This is a genomic window from Blastococcus sp. SYSU DS0669 (assembly GCF_054050895.1).
In genome coordinates this window covers 38,714-57,871 of sequence record NZ_JBJHAE010000005.1, presented here as the reverse complement: position 1 = coordinate 57,871, position 19,158 = coordinate 38,714, and the positions used below count along the sequence as shown (strand labels likewise).

Annotated in this window: 17 protein-coding genes and 1 tRNA gene; 11 read left to right on the top strand and 7 right to left on the bottom strand. The window is 74.2% G+C overall.

What is annotated here, in order from left to right; all coding sequences use genetic code 11:
* Positions 1 to 77: 77 nt before the first annotated feature.
* Positions 78 to 761, bottom strand: a complete 684-nt coding sequence (locus ACI792_RS07620; protein WP_456602064.1) for a heme exporter protein CcmB — start codon at positions 759 to 761, stop codon at positions 78 to 80.
* A complete protein-coding gene (locus ACI792_RS07615) occupies positions 758 to 1,408 on the bottom strand; it encodes an ABC transporter ATP-binding protein (protein ID WP_456602063.1) in 651 nt (216 codons plus the stop codon). The genes ACI792_RS07620 and ACI792_RS07615 overlap by 4 nt, the downstream gene beginning before the upstream one ends.
* A 142-nt stretch (positions 1,409 to 1,550) precedes the next feature.
* Between ACI792_RS07615 and coxB the strand changes: the two genes are divergently transcribed.
* Genes coxB through ACI792_RS07575 form a run of 8 tightly spaced genes read left to right on the top strand, consistent with a single transcriptional unit; the run spans position 1,551 to position 8,788 of the window.
* The gene (coxB, locus tag ACI792_RS07610; RefSeq protein ID WP_456602062.1) at positions 1,551 to 2,510 is read left to right on the top strand and encodes a cytochrome c oxidase subunit II; all 960 of its coding nucleotides are present in this window, start codon (positions 1,551 to 1,553) and stop codon (positions 2,508 to 2,510) included.
* Entirely contained in the window at positions 2,507 to 4,411 is a 1,905-nt protein-coding gene (gene ctaD / locus ACI792_RS07605; RefSeq protein WP_456602061.1) for a cytochrome c oxidase subunit I, read from the top strand. The genes coxB and ctaD overlap by 4 nt, the downstream gene beginning before the upstream one ends.
* Positions 4,408 to 5,016, top strand: coding sequence for a cytochrome c oxidase subunit 3 (locus tag ACI792_RS07600; RefSeq protein WP_456602060.1), 609 nt, complete (start codon positions 4,408 to 4,410; stop codon positions 5,014 to 5,016). Before ctaD ends, ACI792_RS07600 begins: the two co-directional genes overlap by 4 nt.
* The gene (locus ACI792_RS07595) at positions 5,013 to 5,483 is read left to right on the top strand and encodes a hypothetical protein (RefSeq protein ID WP_456602059.1); all 471 of its coding nucleotides are present in this window, start codon (positions 5,013 to 5,015) and stop codon (positions 5,481 to 5,483) included. Before ACI792_RS07600 ends, ACI792_RS07595 begins: the two co-directional genes overlap by 4 nt.
* Entirely contained in the window at positions 5,480 to 5,860 is a 381-nt protein-coding gene (locus tag ACI792_RS07590; RefSeq protein WP_456579262.1) for a c-type cytochrome, read from the top strand. Before ACI792_RS07595 ends, ACI792_RS07590 begins: the two co-directional genes overlap by 4 nt.
* Positions 5,857 to 6,690, top strand: a complete 834-nt coding sequence (locus ACI792_RS07585; RefSeq protein ID WP_456602058.1) for a c-type cytochrome — start codon at positions 5,857 to 5,859, stop codon at positions 6,688 to 6,690. Before ACI792_RS07590 ends, ACI792_RS07585 begins: the two co-directional genes overlap by 4 nt.
* Positions 6,687 to 7,517 (top strand): QcrA and Rieske domain-containing protein, encoded by an 831-nt coding sequence (locus tag ACI792_RS07580; protein ID WP_456602057.1) that lies wholly within the window; start codon positions 6,687 to 6,689, stop codon positions 7,515 to 7,517. The genes ACI792_RS07585 and ACI792_RS07580 overlap by 4 nt, the downstream gene beginning before the upstream one ends.
* Positions 7,514 to 8,788: a cytochrome b N-terminal domain-containing protein gene (locus ACI792_RS07575; protein WP_456602056.1), complete on the top strand. Its 1,275-nt coding sequence runs from the start codon at positions 7,514 to 7,516 to the stop codon at positions 8,786 to 8,788. Before ACI792_RS07580 ends, ACI792_RS07575 begins: the two co-directional genes overlap by 4 nt.
* 33 nt (positions 8,789 to 8,821) lie before the next feature.
* Here ACI792_RS07575 and ACI792_RS07570 read toward each other — a convergent pair whose 3' ends face one another.
* From ACI792_RS07570 to ACI792_RS07560, 3 genes are read right to left on the bottom strand one after another with little or no spacing between them, the layout of a single operon-like run.
* A complete protein-coding gene (locus ACI792_RS07570) occupies positions 8,822 to 9,928 on the bottom strand; it encodes an enolase C-terminal domain-like protein (protein ID WP_456602055.1) in 1,107 nt (368 codons plus the stop codon).
* Positions 9,925 to 13,020: an FAD-binding and (Fe-S)-binding domain-containing protein gene (locus ACI792_RS07565; RefSeq protein ID WP_456602054.1), complete on the bottom strand. Its 3,096-nt coding sequence runs from the start codon at positions 13,018 to 13,020 to the stop codon at positions 9,925 to 9,927. The genes ACI792_RS07570 and ACI792_RS07565 overlap by 4 nt, the downstream gene beginning before the upstream one ends.
* 3 nt (positions 13,021 to 13,023) lie before the next feature.
* The gene (locus ACI792_RS07560) at positions 13,024 to 14,811 is read right to left on the bottom strand and encodes a thiamine pyrophosphate-requiring protein (protein WP_456602053.1); all 1,788 of its coding nucleotides are present in this window, start codon (positions 14,809 to 14,811) and stop codon (positions 13,024 to 13,026) included.
* 155 nt (positions 14,812 to 14,966) lie between these two features.
* On the opposite strand from ACI792_RS07560, the gene ACI792_RS07555 reads away from it, so the two are divergent.
* Together ACI792_RS07555 and ACI792_RS07550 are read left to right on the top strand one after the other, a co-directional pair.
* Entirely contained in the window at positions 14,967 to 15,410 is a 444-nt protein-coding gene (locus tag ACI792_RS07555; protein ID WP_456602052.1) for a PPC domain-containing DNA-binding protein, read from the top strand.
* Positions 15,411 to 15,465: 55 nt separating this feature from the next.
* Entirely contained in the window at positions 15,466 to 15,795 is a 330-nt protein-coding gene (locus tag ACI792_RS07550; RefSeq protein ID WP_456602051.1) for a hypothetical protein, read from the top strand.
* Here ACI792_RS07550 and ACI792_RS07545 read toward each other — a convergent pair.
* Both ACI792_RS07545 and ACI792_RS07540 read right to left on the bottom strand, forming a co-directional pair.
* Positions 15,793 to 15,866: transfer RNA gene (locus ACI792_RS07545), tRNA-Met, on the bottom strand. The genes ACI792_RS07550 and ACI792_RS07545 overlap by 3 nt on opposite strands.
* A gap of 107 nt (positions 15,867 to 15,973) precedes the next feature.
* Positions 15,974 to 17,554: a BCCT family transporter gene (locus ACI792_RS07540; protein ID WP_456602050.1), complete on the bottom strand. Its 1,581-nt coding sequence runs from the start codon at positions 17,552 to 17,554 to the stop codon at positions 15,974 to 15,976.
* A 182-nt stretch (positions 17,555 to 17,736) separates the two neighbouring features.
* On the opposite strand from ACI792_RS07540, the gene ACI792_RS07535 reads away from it, so the two are divergent.
* Positions 17,737 to 19,083 (top strand): threonine/serine ThrE exporter family protein, encoded by a 1,347-nt coding sequence (locus ACI792_RS07535; protein ID WP_456602049.1) that lies wholly within the window; start codon positions 17,737 to 17,739, stop codon positions 19,081 to 19,083.
* The last annotated feature ends 75 nt before the right edge of the window (positions 19,084 to 19,158 follow it).

Below are 19,158 nucleotides of genomic sequence, written 5' to 3'. Positions count from 1 at the left end.
CGCGCTCCTCCTGTCGAGCGGCTCCCGATCGGGCGGGCCCGGGAACGGCTGGGTCGGCGGGGACGACGGCCAGCCTCTCACTCCTCGAGGAGGAAGGGGAAGACGGCCCAGGCGGTCGCGCCGGCGACCAGGTCGTAGGCGACGAGCAGGGCGAGCCACGGGAGGGGCTCCGCGGCGAGTCCGGCCTGCGTCCCCGCCAGGAGCGCGGGGAGCCCGGCGGGGAGGACCAGCGCGGCGAGCAACCCTGCCCCGCGCGCCGACGCCGTCAGCAGGGCGCCGAAGACGGTGGTGCTCGCCGCGACCCCCGCCAGACCGAGCACCGCGGCGACGCACCCGGCGGCGGACACCGTCCCGTCGAGCAGCAGGACGGCGAGGAGGGTCCCCGTGGCCCAGGTGACCGCCAGCGCCGTCCAGACGACGGTCGCCTTGGCCAGCAGCAGCACCCCGGGCGGGACGAGGCCGCGCAGCAGGTCCCAGGAGTCCTCGTCCCGTTCCGCCGCCGCGACCAGCCGGGCCAGCGGGACGGCGGCGGTGAGCACCAGGAGCCAGACCAGCCCGGGGGCCGCCGTCCGCAGCGCTGCGGGGTCGGGGCCGAGCACCAGGCCCCCCAGGACGACGCCGGCCGCCACGAACGGCAGCACCGACGCGAAGCCGTCGACCCCGCCCAGGGCGACCCGGGCATCCCGCCGGACCAGCACGGCGAGGGTGCGCAGCGCGCCGGCGGGGAGCACCCGGTGCCGCGCTCCGCTTCGGCCGCTCACCCGAGCACCGTCGCGGCGCCGCCGACGAGCACCAGGCGGGCGTCGACCGGGCCGAGGTGCGCGGCGACGTCGGCCCCCGCGACGAGCACCGCCGACCCCTCGACGGCCAGCGCCCCGACGGTCCGGCGCACCGCCTCCCGGCCATCGGCGTCGAGGTGCTCCATCGGCTCGTCGAGGCACACCACCGCCGGGGCGGCGACGCGGGCGACGGCCAGGGTGACCCGCGCGCGCTGGCCCGCCGAGAGGCGGCCGGTCTCGTGGTGCCACACCTCCTCGGGGAGGCCGCAGGCGGTCAGAGCGCCCGCCGCGGAGGTCGCCGGGTCCGCCCGCCCGGCCAGGGCGCCGGCGAAGGCCACGGCCTCCAGCGCCCGCTGCCGGCGGCGCGCCGCCGCACCGGGTCGCAGGTAGAGCGCCCGCCCGGTGACCGAGCGGGTGCCCGACGTCGGCTCGACCAACCCGGCCGCGATCCGCAGCAGGGTGGTCTTGCCCGCACCGTTCCCCCCGGCGACGACGCAGACCGCCCCGGCCGCGAGCCGCAGCGTCAGGGGGGCCAGCGCGGTCCGGCCCCCGTAGCGGCGGGTCACCTCGTGGAGGGCGAGCGCGGGCGGGTGCACGCCGCCGGGGCCGTCGGTGCTCGACTGGGTCATCGTGGCCAGGATCGTGCCACCGGGCCCGCTCCCGGGGCCGCGGTGCTGCGGTTGTGCGGCGTCGCCGAGCCGCTAGGGTCGGGGAGGACCGCAGCGGGGGCGCCCGGGGGGCGTGCCCGTCCACCCGCCACGGAGGTCCGCGATGGTGCCTGCCGAACTCGCTCCGGTGGCGGCACCGGAGCCGGGCTCGGTGCTCGATCCGGTGGGTCCCGAGGCGGCGCAGATCGCCGGCCTCACCTGGTTCATGATCACCCTGGGCGGGCTGCTGTGGCTGCTCACCGTCGTCTTCCTCGTGCTGGCCCTGCGGCACCGCGCGCACCGGGAACCGCGCGCCTCGGACCGTGGCGCCAAGTCGTTCATCGCTGTCTGGGGCGTGGTGGTCCCGATCGTCGTCCTGCCGATCGTCTTCGCCTACAGCCTCGTGGTCGGCGTGGACATCTCCCGCCCGCCGCCCCCCGGGGAGCTGACGGTGGAGGTCGTCGGCCACCAGTTCTGGTGGGAGGTGCGCTACCCCGAGGCCGACGTCGTGACGGCGAACGAGATCCACGTGCCGGTCGGCCGGCCCGTCCGGCTGGAGATGACGTCGGCCGACGTGATCCACAGCCTCTGGATCCCACCGGTCGCCGGCAAGCTGGACCTGCTCCCGGGCCGGACCAACACGCTCTCGTTCCGGGTCGACGAGCCCGGCAGGTACCTGGGCGAGTGCGCCGAGTTCTGCGGCATCCAGCACGCCCGCATGCAGTTCGTCCTCGTCGCCCAGCCCGCCGAGGAGTTCGCCGAGCACCTCCGCGCGCTGCAGGCCACCACCGCCGAGCCGGTCGGCGAGCTGGCGGAGGCCGGCCGCGAGGTGTACCTGGCGGCGGGCTGCGGCCAGTGCCACCGGATCGAGGACGTCAGCGAAGGTGCCGACTTCGCGCCCGACCTGACCCACCTGGCCACGCGCGACACCATCGCCGCCGGGATGCTGGAGAACACCCGCGGCAACCTGGCCGGCTGGATCCTCGACCCCCAGGGCCTCAAGCCGGGCGTGCGCATGCCGCCGAACAACCTCTCCGGCGCAGACCTGCAGGCGCTGCTGGCCTACCTGGAGAGCCTCGAGTGACCGCGCTGCAGGATCCCCCCGCCACCGAGGACCGGCTGGCCGCGACCTGGGCCACGCCCCCCGGGGCAGCCGGCTGGTTCACGGCGCTGAACCACAAGCAGGTGGCCCAGCGCTTCCTGGTCACCGCGTTCGTCTTCTTCGGCCTGGGCGGCATCCAGTCGGTGCTGATGCGCTGGCAGCTCGGGAGCGCCGAGAGCACCTTCCTCGACGCGCAGACCTACAACGAGCTGTTCACCATGCACGGCACGACGATGATGTTCCTGTTCGCCGTGCCCGTGGGCGAAGCGTTCGCGATGTACTTCCTGCCGCTGATGCTGGGCACCCGCGACCTGCCCTTCCCGCGGCTGACCGCGTTCGGCTGGTACATCTACGTGCTCGGCGGGATCTTCCTCTACAGCAGCTTCCTGTTCGGCCAGGTCCCCGACGGGGGCTGGTTCGCCTACACCCCGCTGACCGGGCCGGAGTACTCCCCGAGCGCCTCGATCGACTTCTGGCTGCTCGGCGTGACGTTCGTCGAGATCGCCACCATCGCGGGCGCGATCGAGCTGGTCGTCCTCATCCTCCGCAACCGCGCGCCGGGCATGAAGATCAGCCAGATGCCGCTGCTGGCGTGGAACGTGCTGGTCACCGGGATCGCCGTCATCTTCGCGTTCCCGCCGCTGGTGATCGCCAGCGTGCTGCTCGAGCTCGACCGCAAGATCGGCACGCACTTCTACGACCCGGCGGCCGGCGGCGAGTCGCTGCTCTGGCAGCACCTCTTCTGGTTCTTCGGCCACCCCGAGGTCTACATCATCCTGCTGCCGGGGCTGGGCATCGTCTCCACGATCGTGCCGGTCTTCGCCCGCAGCCGGATGGTCGGCTACAGCCTGATCGCGGTCTCGACGGTCGCCATCGGCGTCCTGTCGTTCGGCGTGTGGGTGCACCACATGTTCGTCACCGGCATCCCACAGCTCGGGCTGGCCTTCTTCTCGCTGGCGAGCCTCTTCATCCCCATCCCGAGCGCCATCCAGATCTCGGCGTGGATCGCCACCATCTGGCAGGGCCGGGCGGTGTGGAAGACACCGATGATGTACGTGGTCGGGTTCATCGTGATCTTCGTCCTCGGCGGGGTCACCGGGGTGATGGTCGCCTCCGTCCCCTTCGACACCCAGGCGCACGACAGCTACTTCGTCGTCGCCCACTTCCACTACGTGCTCATCGGCGGGATCCTCTTCCCGGTGCTGGCCGCCATCCACTTCTGGGTGCCCAAGATGACCGGCCGGCTGCTCGACGAGCGCATCGGCAAGGTCGGGTTCTGGCTGACCTTCATCGGCTTCAACGTGACGTTCTTCCCCCTGCACATCACCGGGCTGCAGGGCATGCCGCGCCGCGTCTACACCTACGCCGAGAACACGGGGTGGGAGACCACGCAGGCCATCGCCACGTGGGGCACGGTCGTGCTCACGCTGGGCCTGCTCATGACGCTCGGGAACGTGGTCGTGTCGGCGCGCGGCGGGGAGCGCGCCGGCGACGACCCGTGGGGTGGGGAGACCCTGGACTGGTACGCGAGCTCGCCCCCGCCCGCCTACAACTTCCGCGGCATACCGGAGGTAGCGAGCCGGTCGCCGCTGTGGGACACACGGCCGTTCCGGCCGAAGTACGACCCGGCCACCTGGCAGGACGAGCTGCGCGAGCCCCGCGCCCCCGTGCGGCAGGTCGTGCTGACCAGCGTCCTCGACGCCGCACCCGAGGAGCTGGTCACGCTGCCGCAGAAGTCGTGGTGGCCGCTGCTGATGGCCTCCGCGCTCACCCTCGCGCTCATCGGCACCATGATCGACGTCTACCCCGTCGCCCTCACCGGCGTGCTCGCCGCCGTCGTCGTCGGCGTGGTCTGGGTGTGGGACAGGCAGGACCAGCCGTGAGGACCAGCGGGCACGCCGGTGAGGCCGCTCCCCGTCCGGCCCCGCACATCGCGCGGGGCACCGGGTGGTGGGGGATGCTGCTGCTCCAGCTCGTCCTGGTGTCCATGCTGGCGGCGCTGGAGTTCTCCTACTTCTACCTGCGCGACGGGTTCGACACCTGGCCGCCGGACCCGACCCCCGCCCCGGCGCTGGGGCTGACCGCGGTCGCCACCGGGCTGCTGGTCCTCAGCGCCGTCCCGGTGGCCGCGGTCCACCTGGCGGCGCGGGCCGGTCGCGCCGACGGCCGGGGCGCCGCCGCCCTCGCCACCGCTGTCGTCCTGGGGGTGGCGTTCCTGGTCGTGCAGTTCGCCGACTACTCCGCGAACGACGTCGACCCGCAGCGCGACGTCTACGGCTCCCTCTTCCTCGCCCTCGCCGGCTTCCACCACCTCAACGCCGCCCTGGCGCTGCTCGGCCTCGGCATCGTGCTCCTGCGCGTCCGCTCGGGCGGCATGCGGCCGCGGGAGCAGGAGATGACGGTGACGGCCGCGCACTACTGGTACTTCGTCGTCTGGTCCTGGATCGTCGTCGCCGCCACCCTCTACCTGACGCCGAGGTTCTGGTGACCGCCGCGACCCCCGAGACGAAGCGAGCCGCCGGCCGCCCGGCCCTCTTCTGGTTCGGGGTCGGTGGCGGTACGGCAGCCTGGCTGGCGCACCTGCTCGTCGGCTACTGGTCCATCGAGGCGACCTGCCCCACCGAGGGCCTCGCGCTCCCCCTCTTCCTCGTCGTGCTCACCGTGGTGCTGACGGCGGTGGCCGCGGCGGCGACGTGGGCATCGTGGTGGGCGATGCGGCATCTGCCGCCCCAGGCGGAGTCCGCCGCGGTCCCGGGTCCCGAGCCCCGGCCGCTGCTGCCGTGGAGGCGGCGGAGGGACCCGGAGGAGGCGCCCCCGGCCGGCGCCTGGGACCCGGTGCCCGGCCCCGCGCGCAACCGGATGCTGGCGCTCACCGGCCTCACCATGAACCTGCTGGCGATCGGGCTCATCGCGCTGGCGCTGCCGCCCGTCCTCGCGTACGGACCGTGCTGGTGAGCGGCCACCGGCGGCCGGGCTCGCGGCTGGGGGCGCTCGCGGTCGCGGTCGCCGCCCTCAGCGCGTGCACCGGCACCACCGGGGATGCCGAGGGCTCCGTGGAGGCCGGTCGCGTCCTGCTCGGCGAGTACGGGTGCGTCGCCTGCCACCAGGTGCCGGGCGTCGCGGGCCCGCAGGGAAGGGTCGGTCCCCCGCTGGGCACCATCGTCGACCGGCGGACCGTCGCCGGGACGCTCCCCCACACGCCGGAGAACCTCCGGGCCTGGATCCAGGATCCGCAGGAGATCGAACCGGACAGCCTGATGCCCGACCTCGGCGTCACCGACGACGACGTCGAGGACATCGTCGCCTACCTGTACTCGCTGGGGTCACCGTGAGGGCGCACCCGCCGGGGCGCCCGGCGCGCTGGGTGCTGGTGCTGGCGCTGGTCCTCACCTGCGCCGCGCTGACCCTGGTCACGGCGCCGGTCGAGGCCGCCCCCGCCCCGGAGCCACCGGCCGAGGAGCTCACGGCGGGCGGCACGATCTACCAGCGGTACTGCGGGATCTGCCACAACAACGACGGGACCGGCATCCCCGGGACCGGGGTGGAGGCCGGACCCGACCTCCGCGGGCTGCCGGTGGCCTACGTCGACCTGGTCATCCGCACCGGGCGGATGCCGATCCTGCACCGCGAGGTGGGGGCCGTGGAGGAGCGGCTCACCGACGCCCAGCGGGTCGCGGTGGTGGCCTGGATGACCGAGGAGTTCGGGTTGGAGGGCGCGGTCCCCGAGGTGGGCGACGGCGACCCCGGCCGCGGTCAGCCGCTCTGGCTGACCAACTGCGCGCCCTGCCACAGCGCCGCGGGCAACGGCGGCATCTCGGCCGACGGGACGATCGCCCCGGAGGTGACCGGCGTCGACCCCACCGGGATCGTCGAGGCCCTCCGGGTGGGCCCGTTCGAGATGCCGAGGTTCGGCGACGAGGTGCTCAGCGAGCAGGACGCCGCCGACATCGCCGCCTACGTGCAGGACCTGTCCGACGCGGAGACCACGCCGCTGGGCATGTCCGACATCGGGCGGGTGTACGGCGCCGCCTTCACCGCGCTGCTGGCCCTGGCGACGGTGGGGGCGTTGTTCCTCGTCGCCCGGCGGGGCCGGCGGCCGGCCGTGCGGTCCGAGGGGCCACCGGTGGACGAGACGGAGGAGACGGAGGGACCCAGGCCGTGACCGGTACCGAGGCTCCGCCCGGCACCGGCCGGGACCGGCTGCGCCGCCCCGTGCCGATCGGCGTGGGCGCCGTCGCCGCCGGCCTGCTCGTCGCCTTCGTCGCCGGGGTGTTCCTGGGCTGGTCGACGGCGGCGCTGGGCCTGACGCTGACCGGTGCCCTGCTGGGTGCGGCCCTGCTGTTCGGCCAGGTCGGCGGTCCGGCGGCGCAGGAACTCGCCTGGCCGGACGAGCGCCGGCCGGGCGCTGCGCCGGTGGCGGCCGCCGCGGGGGCCGCCGTGAGCACCCCGGTGCGCCGGCGCCGGGTCCTCGGCGGTCTCGGGGCCCTGGTGGTCGCCGCCCTCGCCGGCGTCGGGCTCCTCGCCTGGTCCGGGCGGGACCGGGGACCGGGGACGGCCTGGCGGCGCGGGGTCCACCTGGTCACCGCGGAGGGGCAACGCATCCGCGCCGCCGACGTGCCGGTGGGCGGCTTCGGCACGGTGTGGCCGGAGGGTGCGGTCCGCGCCGACCTGTCGGCCGTGGTGCTGGTCCGCCTGGCGACGCAGGAGGCGGAGCCCCCCACGGTGTTGGAGTGGGTGGTCGGTGACCGCCTCGTCGCCTACTCGAAGATCTGCACCCACGCCGGTTGCCCCGTCGGCCTGTACCAGGAGGACAGCGACTCGCTGTTCTGCCCGTGCCACCAGGCGACGTTCGACGCGGCGCGGGGGGCGGTGCCGACGTTCGGCCCGGCCTCCCGCCCCCTCCCCCAGCTCCCTCTCGGGGTGGACGACGACGGCTTCCTCGTGGCGACGAGCGGGTTCCGGACGCCGATCGGGCCGGTGCGCGGATGAGCGTGCAGGAGAGCCCCGCCCGGCCGCGGTGGCTGCGCGAGCTCATCGTCCCGACGCACTGGTCGTTCCTGCTCGGCCCGGTCGCGGTGGTCTCCTTCGTGGTCCTGCTGCTCACCGGCCTGGTGCTGACGTTCTTCTACCAGCCCTCCACCGAGCTCGTGGAGTACGACGGCTCGGCCGCCCTGTACGCCGGCCGGGAGCTGCCCGCGGCCTTCTCCTCGGTGGTCACGATCAGCGAGGACGTGCCCGGGGGGCTGCTGCTGCGGCGGGTGCACCGCGCGGCCAGCTACCTGTTCGTGGCCGCGCTCCTGCTGCACGTGCTGCGCGTGCTGCTCGCCGGCGCGTTCCGGGGGCGCAGGTTCACGAACTACCTGGTCGGGCTCGTGCTGCTGGCCCTGGCCCTGGGCCTGGGCTGGACCGGTCAGAACCTCGTCTACGACGTGGTCACCGGCAGCAGCGTCCGGATCGGCTACACGATCGCGGCGAGCATCCCCTACGTCGGCACCGAGCTGGCCGACCTGGCGTTCGCCGGGCCCGACGTCGACGACGTCGTCGGCCGGTTGTTCTGGCTGCACGTCCTGCTCCTGCCGCTGGCCTTCCTCCTCGGTCTGGCCCTCCACCTGTGGCTGGTCGTCCGGCACCGGCACACCGTGCTGCCGCAGCGCAGGGGGGACGACGGCCGGCTGGTGGTGGTCGTGCCCAGCGGTGCGGGGCTGCGGTCGCGCGCGGGGCTCCTGGCGGTGCTCGTCTGCGCGCTCGTGGTCCTCGCGGCCACGCTGGTGCCCTTCGGCGACGTCACGCACATCGGCCCGTTCCTCCCCGGCGTCGCGGGCAATGACATGTACCCCGACTGGTACCTGTTCCCGATGGAGGGGGCGATCCTGCTGCTCCCCGCCGTCGAGGTCACCGTGCTCGGGGCGACGATCACCAACCCCCTGCTCGGCGGGGTGCTGCTGCCGGTGGTCCTCGGCGGAGCAGCCGTGCTCTACCCGCTGCTGGAGCACCTGTTCCGGCCCCGCCCCTCCGCCGAGCAGGACCTCAGCGAGCACCCGTTCCGCGCCCCCGTCCGGGTCGCCTTCGTCACGCTGCTCGCGACCGTCACGGTGCTGACCTCGCTGGGCGCGGCCAGCGACGTGCTCGCCCAGATCACCGGCGCACCCGTCACCACCGTGATCGCCATCCTGCGGGTGGCGTTCGTGGCCGCACCACCGGTGCTCGCCCTCCTCGCGTACTGGTACGCCCGTCGGCGGTCCGGGCAGCTACCGGCCTGAGCCGCTCGCCGGAGGACTCGACGGGCCGGTGACTCAGCCGATCCGGAGCTCCTCGAGGTCGGCCTCGCGGAGGGCCAGGCCGAGCCCCGGTGCGCCCGGGTCGGGGCGGACCCGTCCCCGGCGGGGCTCGGGAGCGCCGTCGAACAGGCGCGCCTCGAAGCGCTCGTGGTCGTGGAACCACTCCAGGTGGCGCAGGTTGGGAGTCGCCAGGCCGAGGTGGGCGTGCAGCGCGGGAACGCAGTGCGCGGAGACCTCGAGCCCGTGCCCCCCGGCGAGCGCGGCCGCGCGCAGCCACTCGGTCACCCCGCCGCAGCGGCTGGCGTCCACCTGCAGGCAGTCGACGGCGCCGCCGCAGAGCACGGTGAAGTCCTCGATCCGGGCGGCGTACTCACCGGCGGCGACGTCGCAGTCCAGGCTGCGGCGCACGAGCGCCAACCCGTCGGGGTCGTCCGAGGAGACCGGCTCCTCGAACCACACGACGCCGAGCTCGTCCAGCGCGCGGCCCACCCGGACCGCCTGCTTCACGGTGTATCCCCCGTTGGCGTCGACGAGCAGCGCCACCTCGTCCCCGACCATCTGCCGGGCCAGCCGGGTGCGCGCCAGGTCGCGGGCGACCGCTTCCCCCCAGGACTCCCCGATCTTGATCTTCACCCGGTCGAAGCCGCGATCCAGCCAGCCCTCGAGCTGCTCGCGGGTGGCGGCGTCGTCGTAGCTGGTGAACCCTCCGCTCGCGTAGACCGGCGACTCCTCCCGCACGGCGCCGAGGAGGACCGCCAGCGGCACGTCGAGCAGCCGCGCCTTGAGGTCCCAAAGGGCGACGTCGACCGCGGAGATGCCCATGGCGACCAGCCCTCGCACGCCTGCGTTGCGGGCGGCACGGGCCATCGCGTGCGCGGCGGCCTGCGGGTGCAGCGCCGACCTGCCCTCCACCACGCCGCCCAGCAGCCCCCGGACCACCGCCGCGGCCGCCGCATCGGCGTAGGTCCAGCCGGTCCCGGTGCGGCCCCCCGCACGCGCGCGCACCACGATCGCCGTCGTCGAGTCCCACTGCAGCGTGCCGTCGGCCTCGGGTCGGTCGGTCGGCAGCCGGTAGACGGCGACGTCCACCGCCTGCACGGGTACCTCCGGGACGACCGTCACGGCCGCGCCCCTGCCCGCGCGCGCCGCACGGCCGAGGCCACGACCCCACCGGCGACCCCGCCCACCGCCGCCAGCGTGGCCGCCTGCGCGAGCCGGCCAGGCGGCCGCGCCGTCGGTGCGAGCGCCCGCTCCGGGTGGTCCTCGAGCCGCGCACCGGAGACCAGCCCGGCCAGGGCCTCGACGACGTGCACGGCCCGGCGGCCGGTCTCCCCCTGCTCGACCTGGGTGCGGCAGCTGAAGCCGTCGGCGAGCACGACCGCCCGGGGGTCGCCGGCCCGCACCGCCGGCAGCAGGACCTGTTCGCCGCAGGCCATCGACACCTCGTAGTGGCCGCGCTCGAACCCGAAGTTGCCGGCCAGCCCGCAGCAGCCGGAGTGGAGCACGTCGGCGTCGAAACCGGCCTTCGCCAGCAGCCGGCGATCCGCGTCGAACCCCATGATCGAGTGGTGGTGGCAGTGGGTCTGCACCATCGCGGCGCGGTCCGCCGCGGGTGGCGTCCAGTCGGGTGCGCGCTCCTCCAGGAGCTCGGCCAGCGTCCGGGTGCGGTCGGCCAGCAGACGGACGTGCTCGTCGTCCGGGAGGAGCTCGGGGGCGTCGGAGCGGAAGACCGCGGTGCAGCTGGGCTCCAGGGCCACGACCGGCATGCCGTCCGCCAACGCTGGTCCGAGCGCCCGTGCGGTCCGTCGCAGGACGCGGGCGGCGGTCGCCAGCTGCCCCGTGGAGATGAGGGTCAGCCCGCAGCAGAGCTCCTGGTCCGGCACCCGGACGGTGAAGCCGGCGTCCTCCAGCACCGTCGCCGCCGCGTGGCCGACGTGCGGCTGGAAGAACTCGGTGAAGGTGTCCGGCCACAGGAGCACCTCCCCGCGCTCCCCCGACCCGCGCGGCCCCCGCTCGCGGTACCAGTGCGTGAAGCGCTGCGGGGCGAACAGCGGCAGCTCGCGCTCCGGGGTCACCCCGCCCACCGCCTTGGCCAGCGCCCGCAGGCCGGGCGCGTGCGTCAGCGCGTTCGCCGCGCGCGGGGCCAGCGCGGCGACCCGGGTGACCAGCGGCAGCCAGCCGAGGGAGTAGTGGGTCCGCGGGCGGAGCCGGCCCGCGTAGTGGTGGGAGAGGAACTCCGCCTTGTACGTCGCCATGTCGACGTCGACCGGGCAGTCGCTGCGGCAGCCCTTGCAGGCCAGGCACAGGTCCAGCGCGTCGTGGACGGCGGTCGAGCGCCAGCGGTCCGGGATCAGCTCACCCCGCATCATCTCGAACAGCAGGCGGGCGCGACCCCGGGTGGAGTGCTTCTCGTCCCCGGTGACCTGGTAGCTCGGGCACATCACCTGCCCGGAGGTGACGTCCAGCGAGGACCGGCACTTGCCGACGCCGACGCAGCGCGCGGCTGCGTGAGCGAAGGACCCGTCGTCCTCGGGGTAGCCGAAGGCCACCTCGGGCTCCCAGGCCGGGTAGTCCGCGGTCATGCGCAGGTACGAGTCGAGGGGATAGGGCGCCACGACCTTCCCCGGGTTCATCCGGTCGTCGGGGTCCAGCAACGCCTTCACCTTCCCGAAGGCCGTCACCAGCTCCGGCGAGAACATCCGTGCCAGCAGCTCGCCGCGCACCTGGCCGTCGCCGTGCTCGCCGGACATCGAGCCGCCGTACCGCGTGACCAGGTCGGCCGCGTCCTCCAGGAACGACCGGTAGGTCTCCTCCCCGCCGGGCGCGCCGAGCGGGAAGGGGATCCGGAGGTGGACGCAGCCGTGACCGAAGTGGCCGTACAGCGAGGACGGCGTGAGGCGGTGCCGGTCGAGGAGCGCGGCGAGGTCGGCCAGGTAGTCCCCCAGCCGCTCCGGCGCGACGGCGGAGTCCTCCCAGCCGGGCCAGGTGTCGGGCGCGTCCGGCGGATGGGCGGTGGCGCCGAGCCCGGACTCGCGGAAGGCCCACATGTCAGCCTGGTCCCCGGGGTCGTCGAGCACCAGGACCTCCGGCGGCTCGTCCGCGGACCGCACGTCCTCGACCAGCCGCGCCATCCGCCCGGCCAGGTCGTCCTCGTCGCCGGCGAGCTCGACCAGCAGCCAGCCGCCGCCGTCCGGCAGCTTCTCCAGCGCCCGCGGGTTCATCCCGAGCTCGTCCTGGTTGCGGCGCAGCACCTCGTCGACGCCCTCCAGCCGGTGCGGCCGGTGCCGGAGCACCCGGGGCACGTCCCGACCGGCGGCGACGACGTCGGGGTAGCCCAGCACCGCCAGCTGCCGGGCGCGGGGCAGCTCCGACAGCTGCAGCTCCGCCTGCAGCAGGGTCACGAGGGTGCCCTCGCTGCCGACCAGCGCCCGGGCGACGTCGAAGCCGTTCTCGGGCAGCAGCGCGTCGAGGTTGTAGCCGGACACCCGCCGCGGGATGCGGGGGAACCCCGTGCGGATCTCGGCCAGGTACCGGTCCCTCAGCTCGCGCAGCCCCCGGTGGACCACGGCCGGGCGGCCGCCGGCGCGCAGGATCTCGGCGTACTCCTCGTCGCTGGTCGGGCCGACCCACATCCGCGTGCCGTCGGCCAGCAGCACCTCCAGCCGGGAGACCCTGTCCACCGCCTTGCCGTACACCTGCGCCGAGGCGCCGCAGGCGTTGTTCCCGAGCATGCCGCCGACCGTGCACGCCCAGTGGGTGGCCGGCTGCGGTCCCCAGGTGAGCCCGTGCTCGGCCAGCTCGGCGTCGAGGTGGTCCAGCACCATCCCCGGCTCCACGACGCAGGTCCGCTGCCCGGTGTCGACCGAGACGAGCCGGTCGCAGTGCCGGCTCCAGTCCAGGACGACGGCGGCGTTCGTCGTCTGCCCGGCCAGGCTCGTGCCGCCGCCGCGGGACAGCAGCGGGACGCCGTGCTCCCGGCAGACCGCCGCCGCCTCGACCGCGGCCTCCACCGTGCGCGGCTCCACGACGCCCAGTGGTGGGATCCGGTAGTTCGACGCGTCGGTGGAGTAGGCGCCGCGGGTGCCGTCGTCGAAGCGCACGCCGCCGTCGACCCGGCGGCGCAGGTCCGCCTCGAGGCCCGCCACGTCGACCCGGTCGGGCCCGGCCGGGTCCGGCGGTCGGCTGGTCGGCGGTGGGAGGTCGGTGACCGCCATGGGTCAGCTCCGACGCGGGAGGAACTCCTGGATCTTGGTCTTGGCCCCCGTCTTGACCACTCCCCAGGCGTCCTCGTCGCCCTTGAACAACGACTTCGCGGTCTCCGTCATCTGCTCGAGGGTCGCGTGCGGCGGGATCGGCGGGACGTCGGCGTCGCAGTGCACGTCCAGCACCGCCGGACGGCCCGCCGCGAGGGCCCGGTCCCACGCGGGACCGATCTGGTCGGGGTCGTCGACGGTGATGGCCTCGAACCCCAGCCCCGCCGCGAAGTCCGCGAAGGAGACGTCGGGCAGGGTCTGCGACTCGGCGAGCTTCGGGAAGCCGCCCATGGCCCGCATCTCCCAGGTCACCTGGTTGAGGTCGTTGTTGTGCAGGACGGCCACGACCAGCCGCGGGTCGGTCCACTCCTGCCAGTAGCGGGAGACGGTGATGAGCTCGGCCATGCCGTTCATCTGCATCGCCCCGTCGCCGACGAAGGCGATGGCCGGCCGGTCCGGATGGCCGAACTTCGCACCGATGGCGTAGGGCACGCCCGGCCCCATCGTGGCCAAGGTGCCCGACAACGAACCCCGGTTGTCGGGACCGAACCGCAGGTGCCGGGCATACCAGTTGGCCGCCGACCCGGAGTCCGCCGTGATGATGGCGTTCCCGGGCATCCGGTCGTTGAGCTCCCAGAACAGCCGCATCGGGTTGACCGGGTCCGCATCGGTCATGGCCCGCATGTGGATGGTCTCCCACCAGCGCCGGACCCCGTCCTCGATCCCGTCGCGCCAGGAACGGTCGGACTTGCGTTCCAGCAGGGGGATCAGCGCGCGGAGCGTCGTGGCGGCGTCCCCCACGAGGTTCAGCTCGTACGGGTACCGCATCCCGATGAACGTCGCGTCGTGGTCTATCTGGACGCCCCGGGCCTGGCCGTACTCGGGGAAGAACTCGCTGTAGGGCAGGTTCGACCCGACCGTCAGCAGCGTGTCGCAGTTCTCCATCATCTCCCAGGTCGGGCGGGTGCCCAGCAGGCCGATCGACCCGGTCACGAACGGCAGGTCGTCGGGGAGCACGTCCTTGCCGAGCAGCGCCTTGGCGACGCCGGCGCCGAGGATGTCGGCGACCTGGACGACCTCGGCGCGGGCGCCGCGCGCCCCCTGCCCGATCAGCATCGCGACCTTGCTCCCGCTGTTGAGCAGATCGGCCGCCGCCCGGATCGACGGGTCGTCCGGGACCACCGTGGGCGTCGAGGTGTGCACGCTGCTGGAGGGCACCATCTTGTGCTCGTGCGTCGGCGGGCTGTACTCGAGCTCCTGCACGTCGGCCGGGATGATCACGGCGGTGGGCGCGTGCTCCGCGGCGGCGATCCGCATGGCCCGGTCGATCACGTTGGGCAGCTGCTCGGGCGTGTTGACCACGTGGACGTAGTGGTGGGCGACGTCCTTGAACAACGACAGCAGGTCGACCTCCTGCTGGTAGGAGCCGCCCATGGCGCTCCGGTCGGTCTGGCCGACGACCGCGACCACCGGGACGTGGTCGAGCTTGGCGTCGTAGAGACCGTTCAGCAGGTGGATCGCACCCGGGCCCGAGGTGGCCAGGCAGACACCCACCCGGCCGGTGAACTTGGCGTACCCGACCGCCTCGAAGGCGGACATCTCCTCGTGGCGGGACTGGACGAACTGCAGCCCGTCCTGCTTGCCGAAGGCCTCGAGGATGCCGTTGATCCCGTCACCGGGATAGGAGAAGACCTTGGTGACGTCCCATTCCCGGAGCCGGTCCAGGAGCACGTCGGCGACAGTCTGGCTCATGGGAGATCCTCCCGTTGGGTTGCACCGTCGCCCTTCGCGCTACCCGGCGGGCGGGGGTGGAACCGAGGCATGACTTTACGATCGGATGACCGTGTCCCCCGTCCGGGACCGGACCGCCCGAGCTCGAACCAGACGTCGGCCCCCGGGAGGACGACATGAAGGCGACCACGCTCACCGACGGCCCGCCTCGTCAGCAGGTGCTCGTGTTCGCGACCGGTGACGAGGTGGTCTCGAGCCTGACCGAATGGGCGCGCAGCACGGATCTGCCGGCCGCGTCCTTCACCGCGATCGGCGCCTTCGCCGAGGCGACGTTGGGCTTCTACGACCTCGAGGAGCAGCGATACCTCGAGATCCCCGTGGACAGCCAGGCGGAGGTGCTGACGCTGGCCGGTGACATCACGCTGGACGGGGACGGCGGGTGGCTGGTGCACGGTCACGTGGTCTGCGGGCTGCGGGACGGGTCCACGGTCGGCGGGCACCTGTTGCGCGCGGTGACCCGGCCGACCCTGGAGATGGTCGTGACCACGAGCCCGACGTACCTGCGGCGCCGACCCGACCCCGCGTCCGGCCTCGCCCTGATCGACCCCGACGCGCGCTGAGGCGCGCCCCCACCCGGTGGCCGCGGGCGCGGCACCGGCCGTCCCAGGAGGACCGATGAGCGCAGGAGGAGACCACCGCGGCGAGGGTCGACCGCACGACCCCCAGGCCCGCGTCGGGAGCGGAAAGCCGGCCCGACGGCGGATCGCCGCGCTCGCCGTCGGGGTCATCGTGATCGTCTTCGCCGTGCTGCTGATTGTCTGGCTGCTCGGCAGGTCCGCCGCAGCGCAGCGCGCGGCCGGGGTCGAGGGCATCGCACACCAGAGCACCGAGGCGGCTGCGGTGGCGACCGGGGCTGCCCTGACCCGGGCGGATCCGCCCACCTGGGACAGAGGCCTCGCCCACCCCTTGCCGGGAGCGGGCGAGGCCTCGGCCACGCGGTCGTAGCGGGGACAGGATTCGAACCTGCGACCTCTGGGTTATGAGCCCAGCGAGCTACCGAGCTGCTCCACCCCGCGCTGTGCCACCACGCATCGGCATCGGCATCGGCATCGACATCGGCATCGGCGCCGGTGGCCTGCTGCCGGTCCCACGGCCGGTGCTCGACCCGCGGGACCGGCGGACCTCAGGAGGTGCCGGTCGGCGCGGGCGCGGCCGTGGCCCCGTTGCCCCGGCTGCCCTCGGCCGGTGCCGACGCGACCGGCGGCAGCGGCTCCTCCGGCGCCCGGCGCGGCATGCGCGGTTCCTGCCCGAGCCCCTTGACCAGCGCGACGAGGACCAGGAGCAGCACCACCGCGAACGGGAACGCGGCGACGATGGACGCGGTCTGCACCCCGCCCAGACCCCCGCTGACCAGCAGCACGGCGGCGGAGGCCGAGATGACCAGACCCCAGATCACGCTGACGACGCGCGCCGGGTCCTGCCCGCCGCGGCTGCTCAGCGAGCCGAGGACGAAGGTGGCGGAGTCGGCGCTGGTGACGAAGAAGGTGACGATGAGGATCATCGCCCCGATCCCGGCGATCACGCCGCCCGGCAGGGTGTCCAGCAGCGCGAACAGCTGCTGCTCGGTCGCCTGGCCCGCGAGCCCGGCGCCCTCCTGCTCGGCGAGGATGCCGGCCCCGCCGAACACCGAGAACCACAGCCCGCTGACCAGCGTGGGCACCGCCAGCACTCCGATGACGAACTCGCGGATGGTGCGGCCGCGCGAGATCCGCGCGATGAAGGTCGCCACGAACGGCGACCAGGAGATCCACCACGCCCAGTAGAAGATCGTCCAGCCGTTGATCCACTCCGAGCGCTGGGGGTCGAAGGGACCGGTCTGCAGGCTCATCGTGGGCAGCTCGGCGAAGTAGCTGCCGAGGGTCGTGGTGAACGCGCCGACGAGCCGGCCGGACGAGGCGGTGAAGAGCACGAAGGCGAAGAGCGCGATCGCGAGCACGACGTTGGCGGTCGACAACCACTTGATCCCGCGGTTGATGCCGGACAGCGCGGAGATCAGGAAGAGGACGGTGACCACCGCGATGATCGCCAGCTGCACGCCGGAGCCGATCGCGATGCCGTCGTCGAGGGAGTTCAGACCGCCGTTGATCTGGGCGGCCCCGAGGCCGAGCGACGTCGCGACGCCGAAGACGGTGGCCACCACCGCGATCGTGTCGACCGCGGCCCCCAACGGGCCGTCGACGCGGTCCCCGAGGAGCGGCCGCAGCGCCCCGCTGATGGTGGCCTTCCAGCCGCGGCGGAAGCGGGCGTAGGCCAGCGCCAGCGCCAGGACGGCGTAGATGCCCCACGGGTGCAGGCCCCAGTGGAAGAACGAGTACCGCAGGGCGTCACGGGCGGCCTCCGTGCTCTCCGGGGTGGCCGTCGGCGGGGTGATGAAGTGCGACACCGGTTCCGCCACGCCCCAGAACACCAGCCCGATGCCCATCCCGGCGCTGAAGAGCATCGCGAACCACGCCCGGGTGCTGTACTCCGGCCGGTCGTCGTCCTTGCCCAGCCGCACCCGCCCCCACCGCGAGGCCGCCAGCGCGATCACGGCGATCAGCACGATCGTCGCGGTCAGCAGGTAGAACCAGCCGAACCGGTCGACGACGAAGGTGCGCGCCGATGTGGCCGCGGAGTCAAGGGACGCAGGTGACAGTGCTCCCCAGAGGACGAACGGGAGCACGACAGCCAGCGAGGCCCAGAAGACGACGGAGGTTCTTCGCACGAGGGGCGGTTCCTTCGGTAGGGGACGGGACAGCCGGTCGACGACCGGCCGCGCCGCCCGGCAGGGAGTACCCCCGGGGCAGCACGATCATCCAGAGTTGCAGCAAGCACCGGGAAACGCATCTTCCCGCGGGTGACGAGTCCCACCAGCGCGGGACGGGGCGCGTCGGGGATCGTGGACGGGTGCCGCCGCAGCCCCTCGCACCCCACGACGCCCACCGCGCCGTCGACCTGGCCCTCCGGGCAGGCGAGCTGCTCCTGTCCGCGGGTGCCAGCGCCGCCGAGGTCACCGCGACCTGCACGGTCGTGGCCCGGTCCTGCGGCCTCCGGCGGGTGGAGTGCGACATCACCTTCACCTCGATCACCGTCTCCGGCCACGCCGCGCAGGACGCAGGACCCGTCAGCGGGTTGCGCCTGGTCCAGCAGCGCGAGCTGGACTACTCCCGCGCCACCGCCGTCCACAACGTGGTCGGCGACCTCGCCGCGGGGCGGGTCACCCCCGCGGAGGCCGACCGCCTGCTCGAGCGGGTCGCCGCCAGCCCGCAGCCCTACCGGCGCTGGGTGGTCACGGGAGCCCGGGCGCTGCTGGCGGCCGCGGTGGCCGTCCTGCTCGGCGCCGGTCCCGCGGTGACGGCGGCGGCGTTCGGGGCGACCGTGCTCGTCGACCTCGCCATCGACCGGCTGGGCCGCCGCGGGCTGCCCGCCTTCTTCCTCAACGCCGTCGGGGGCCTGATCGCCACGGCGGTCGCCCTGGCGCTGGTCGCCGCCGACATCGGCGTCCGCCCGTCGCTCGTCGTCGCCGGCGGGATAGTCCTGCTGCTGCCCGGTGTCACGCTCGTCGGCGCGGTGCACGACGCCATCACCGGCTTCTACGTGACGGCGAGCGCGCGGGCCTTCGAGACGTTCCTGCTCACGGCCGGGATCATCAGCGGGGTCGCGGTCGGCCTGTCGATCGGCGTGCGGCTCGGCGTCCCGGTCGCGATGTGGGACCCGCCGTCCGGCGGCCTCGGCGACGTACCGCTGCAGCTCGCCGCCGCGGCCGCGATCTCGGCCTCCTTCGCCGTCGCCAACCACGCCCCCCGGCGCACCCTGCCCCCGGCCGCGGCCGCTGGCGCGCTCGGCTGGGCGGTCTTCGTCGGGCTGGACGCGCTGCGGCTCTCGGTCACCATCGCGACCGCGGCCGCCGCCGTCGTCATCGGCCTGGGCGCGTTCGCCCTGGCCGGCCGGCAGCGCGTCCCCGCGCTGGTCTACGTCGCCGCCGGGATCATCCCCCTGCTGCCCGGGCTGGTGATCTACCGAGGCCTCCGCCGGCTGACCGAGGGCGACACGATCGGCGGGATCACCCTGCTGGGGACGGCGATCACCATCGGTCTGGCCCTCGCGGCGGGGTCGCTGCTCGGCGAGTACGTGGCGCAGGCCCTGCGGCGGACCCGCCTGCCCGGCGAGCGGCGCCTGACCGGCCTGGTCCAGGCCCGCGCGGCACGCCCGAGGAGCCGCCCGCAGCGCGCGGGCCAGACGACGCAGACCTGACTGCGCGGACCCGTGTGAACGGTGGGACAGGCCGCGGCGGGGGCCGTGCGCGCCTCCGGCTCCGCCGCTCGCGCC

Excerpts from the sequence above, each read along its gene's own strand:
- ACI792_RS07555 (WP_456602052.1), top strand. The coding sequence starts at position 14,967 with ATGAAGGCGACCACGCTCACCGACGGCCCGCCTCGTCAGCAGGTGCTC.
- coxB (WP_456602062.1), top strand. The coding sequence starts at position 1,551 with ATGGTGCCTGCCGAACTCGCTCCGGTGGCGGCACCGGAGCCGGGCTCG.
- ACI792_RS07565 (WP_456602054.1), bottom strand. The coding sequence starts at position 13,020 with ATGGCGGTCACCGACCTCCCACCGCCGACCAGCCGACCGCCGGACCCG.
- ACI792_RS07615 (WP_456602063.1), bottom strand. The coding sequence starts at position 1,408 with ATGACCCAGTCGAGCACCGACGGCCCCGGCGGCGTGCACCCGCCCGCG.
- ACI792_RS07560 (WP_456602053.1), bottom strand. The coding sequence starts at position 14,811 with ATGAGCCAGACTGTCGCCGACGTGCTCCTGGACCGGCTCCGGGAATGG.
- ACI792_RS07575 (WP_456602056.1), top strand. The coding sequence starts at position 7,514 with ATGAGCGTGCAGGAGAGCCCCGCCCGGCCGCGGTGGCTGCGCGAGCTC.
- ACI792_RS07550 (WP_456602051.1), top strand. The coding sequence starts at position 15,466 with ATGAGCGCAGGAGGAGACCACCGCGGCGAGGGTCGACCGCACGACCCC.